Raw genomic sequence first — 782 nt, forward strand, 5'->3', positions numbered from 1 at the left:
CAGCTTCGTCCAGCTCCAGATCAATATCCAGATCTGCCAGGGTGTCATCTTCAGTCGACTGTGGAGCCGCGCCGGTTTCGTCAGACAAGTCCAGATCATCCAGAGACAAATCCAGCTCTTCGTCAGCGGCCGGTTCGGCAGACAGATCATCGAACTCCGCATTCATTTCATCCAGACTCAGATCACCGAATTCAGTGTCATCTTCCAGAGTCGCGCTACCAACGTCATCCAGCTCCAACAGGGAGTCAGCAGACAGAGACTGCTTGTCCGCGTCAGACATTTCCGGCACTTCTTTTGCCGCATCATCGTCGCTGTCGAAATCCAGGCTGAAATCATCGTCCTGGGCACTGGCAGAAGAAGGCGATGCCTCGCTGTCCGCATCCAGCATGACGGTGGCGTCATCGTTGTCGGCTTCTGCAGAATCCAGCTCAAAGTCGAAATCCGCCAACTCATCAGTGCTTTCCGGCTCCAGAGACGGCGCTTCCGCTTCAATGGTCGGCGCACTGGCCGGCTCGTTATCCAGATCGGAGGACAGGCCCATTTCCAGATCGTCCAGGGAGAGCTCTTCATCATCCTCGCCCGACGGAGCCGGCGCACCACCCAAACGAGCAATGGCTGCGTCCACCTCAGTACCAGTGCCGGCATAGGCGGTTGCTTGTTGCTGGAATGCTGCGTCGTCGCCCATTTCTTTCAGCAGTTCCAGCAGACGCACTTTCAGGTCTGCCCGTTCCGGTGATTTATTGATTTCGTTGCGCAGGAAGTCAACGGCTTGTGGGTAGCGA

Annotated in this window: 1 pseudogene; it reads right to left on the reverse strand. The window is 56.5% G+C overall.

The features are described from left to right. Positions 1–782, reverse strand: a pseudogene (locus tag A3730_RS32190) (peptigoglycan-binding protein LysM); the annotation flags it as partial.

The organism is Alcanivorax sp. HI0044 (genome assembly GCF_001634945.1).